This window comes from Selenomonas sp. FC4001, from assembly GCF_000701565.1.
Lineage (GTDB): Bacteria > Bacillota > Negativicutes > Selenomonadales > Selenomonadaceae > Selenomonas_A > Selenomonas_A ruminantium_B.
The window spans coordinates 1-2,893 of the sequence record NZ_JNJF01000024.1 but is presented as its reverse complement, the minus strand read 5'-3'; the positions used below and the strand labels follow the sequence as shown (position 1 = coordinate 2,893).

The window sequence follows — 2,893 nt, the reverse complement described above, 5'->3', positions numbered from 1 at the left end:
TTGGACTACTTTACATTTAAATTCTGCACTATATTTTGCCATAAAAAGACCCCCATAAGTTAGATTTCTTGGTCTAACTTATGGGGGTCTCTACATATGCCGATATAAGAATTGGACGACCATCACCACTAGCAAACATAAAAGAGCCAGCTGTCAATATAGGTATCTCAATAATAACACACTGCATGGAAAAGATTGATCCTAAACAAGTTGCCAGTGCAATAATGAAAAATCTGCCCAAATAAACAATATAAAATATGGTATTTATTTCAATAGAATAAAATCACCTCAAGAAAGGATGTAAATGCTATGAGAGATCCCCCAAAATCTGAAAAATGAACACCTTATATCAACTGATACGCAAGCTGGAGGGCCCCTCCTCCACTTATGATTCTAAGGAGGATTTAACCATGAAAAGAAAAAAATCATCGCGTATGCTTGGAGGTCTTAGTAACGAAGCTTACGAAGCCAGCGTAATTACCAGAGCACTTGAAAGAGCTGGACAATGCCCTCAATTAAAGGGACATGTACATGAAATACTATTCTGTGACAAATACAACATTTCCAATGTCTTAAACAGCAATAGCGCTCATCTCACAAAGTCTACTACAGCTACCATGAAAGATGTTATTGCTACCAACAGTAATGGACAGATAACAATGCATGGTCAACTGAAAGACACTATTAGCAACTCCGGAATACGGAAAACAGCGAAACAAATCATCAATGGTAAGTACAACAAAACAACAGTGTACGGTACCGAAGAAACAGCACGAGAAGTCAATCGTGTCCTTGATGCCGCTGGCAAAACCACCCAAAGAGTTAAATCCAGTGGAATCTCTTCAAAAACCACCAGCCGTATAGCGAGTAAAGGGCTTGGTAAAATGCCCACTTTGGCTAATTTAGGCAACGCAGCAAAAACTGGAGGTATGGCAGGCGCTGTTGTCAGCGGTGGTATCGAAGCAGTATCTTCAATCTATGATGTAATCGAGGGTAATAAAAAGTGGGACGATGCCGTCATCGATGTTGCCGGAGCTACAGCTAAAGGTGGTATAACGGGTGCCGGCTCTGCCGCTGCTGGTAGCCTAGCCGCTGGAGCTACCGGAACAGTTGTTACTGCAATTGCATCTACCACTATAGGCGGTGCTATAGCTGGAACCACCTGTGGTGCACTCGCATTGGGTGCAGCCCCTATCGTTGCAAGTATTGGCGCTGCATTTTTTGTTGGCAGCGCAATATCCAGCATCTTTGATTAACTATACATAACTATAAGAGCCATTGGAATTAATGCCAACGGCTCTTATACAATACTATGAGTAAATATAACTATCGAAACAGTTATATAAATAAGATAATCTATATACACTTTTATAGGAGGATGATTAACAATGTTTGAATTTGATGATAATATTCCTGTACGTAAGCTGCAAGTTGTAAGCATAGGAAAAACAAGTGCAAAACTAAAAAAACACTTAAGAAACACAACTTTAACCCTGCATGATTCGCCACATGAGGGAACACAATGGACAGATATCGATGTAATTTTCCTTGTGGCAGATGCCAGCGAAGAACACGATTTGGAAAAATTCAAGGAAATAGTAAAAATCAGTAAACAACAAAACATAATGCTTTTCCCATTGCTAATTTCATATGAACCAATAGAAATAAATAATTCCATAATTATAGTTAATCCCTTGTATTTTCCAAGCGAAGAAAAACTATACACTTACATCGTCGAAAGTATAAAATCCATCGAGACATTTAACTCCAAAACTGGAATCGTTGATATCGGTCTTGAAGACATTAAAGCCTTATTATCCCCCCCTAGTCGCTTAGCATTCAGCTATGAAGAACAGAATACAACCACGGATAAATCAGTTATTGCAAAAATGGCATTACAAAAACTATATGACATGAATATACCTGCTCATTCAGGAAAATTTATAGTTCTAAACATCATAGGCAGCGAGGATAATATCAGTATGTTTGAAATCCAGGAGATCTGTGAACTTGTTAGTGAAGAAATTGGTTATAATGAATCTTGCGTGCTTTGGGGAGCCAATATCGACAACGAACTTGATGAAAAGATTCACATTTCCATATGGGTAAAACTATAAACATAGTTTACGAACAAGCAAAATAAATGACAAACTCAATTAAAATTTAAGAAAGGATGAATCAATAATGTGTAAGAAAAAAATTACTAAAACCGCAGGGGATATAGGTATTGATACGGCAAAAATCGGCATTGTTTGGTATGGAGTTGGTGCTGTAGGTAGTGACGTAACGACCACTGCAGCCGGACTAGTAATAGACAAAGCATTAGGTAATATTCTAAATAAATAAATTCATACGGGGAAAAGGAGATCAACGCTCCCTAATCGCAAACTCGTTCAATATGATACATGATTAATTAATAAGGAGGAATTTATCATGATTTGGAATTTGTTAATTGGAGGATTGGCAGGCTGGTCACTTGCAAATTATATGAATTCAGAGGGTAATGAGACGAAGAAAAGTGCTTCCACATCGGAAAAGGCCCTTGAAATGTTGGTTAATGAGATTCGTAATGATGCACAGTGGGCCATGGATATATGCACAACAAATGAGGAACGCGACTTCGTATATGCTCAGGTAAAAGAATCTTTGCAAAAGCTAAAAATCACGCTACAAGAAAAAGCTGACGAAATTATTGCAGACTTGAAGATCCAAGCAACCGCTCCAATGTATGATGAAGATAATGTAGAAGTCCGTGTTAAGAAATTTAAGGAAAAGATGGACAGTTTGACAAAAACGCTAGAGAGTATGAAAAAATCTCTGTAAATTAACTTTCCCCGAAAATATAAGGTCTTCTATGATAAACTATAATCAAATCATAGGAGGCCTTTTATCA

Annotated in this window: 4 protein-coding genes; all 4 read left to right on the top strand. The window is 37.7% G+C overall.

Annotated elements, in window-relative coordinates; translation table 11 throughout:
* Nucleotides 1-410: 410 nt before the first annotated feature.
* The 4 genes from T320_RS09695 (at nt 411) to T320_RS09685 (ending at nt 2,823) form a co-directional block, all read left to right on the top strand.
* The gene (locus tag T320_RS09695) at nt 411-1,256 is read left to right on the top strand and encodes a hypothetical protein (RefSeq protein WP_037355354.1); all 846 of its coding nucleotides are present in this window, start codon (nt 411-413) and stop codon (nt 1,254-1,256) included.
* Nucleotides 1,257-1,388: 132 nt separating this feature from the next.
* Nucleotides 1,389-2,117: a hypothetical protein gene (locus T320_RS09690; RefSeq protein WP_037355352.1), complete on the top strand. Its 729-nt coding sequence runs from the start codon at nt 1,389-1,391 to the stop codon at nt 2,115-2,117.
* Nucleotides 2,118-2,184: 67 nt separating this feature from the next.
* Nucleotides 2,185-2,346 carry a hypothetical protein gene (locus T320_RS14670; RefSeq protein ID WP_156032804.1) on the top strand — a complete coding sequence of 54 codons (162 nt, stop codon included), beginning with the start codon at nt 2,185-2,187 and terminating at the stop codon, nt 2,344-2,346.
* A gap of 87 nt (nt 2,347-2,433) precedes the next feature.
* Nucleotides 2,434-2,823, top strand: a complete 390-nt coding sequence (locus T320_RS09685; RefSeq protein ID WP_037355349.1) for a hypothetical protein — start codon at nt 2,434-2,436, stop codon at nt 2,821-2,823.
* The last annotated feature ends 70 nt before the right edge of the window (nt 2,824-2,893 follow it).

Coding starts and splice junctions, on each gene's coding strand:
- T320_RS09695 (WP_037355354.1), top strand. CDS start 411: ATGAAAAGAAAAAAATCATCGCGTATGCTTGGAGGTCTTAGTAACGAA.
- T320_RS09690 (WP_037355352.1), top strand. CDS start 1,389: ATGTTTGAATTTGATGATAATATTCCTGTACGTAAGCTGCAAGTTGTA.
- T320_RS14670 (WP_156032804.1), top strand. CDS start 2,185: ATGTGTAAGAAAAAAATTACTAAAACCGCAGGGGATATAGGTATTGAT.
- T320_RS09685 (WP_037355349.1), top strand. CDS start 2,434: ATGATTTGGAATTTGTTAATTGGAGGATTGGCAGGCTGGTCACTTGCA.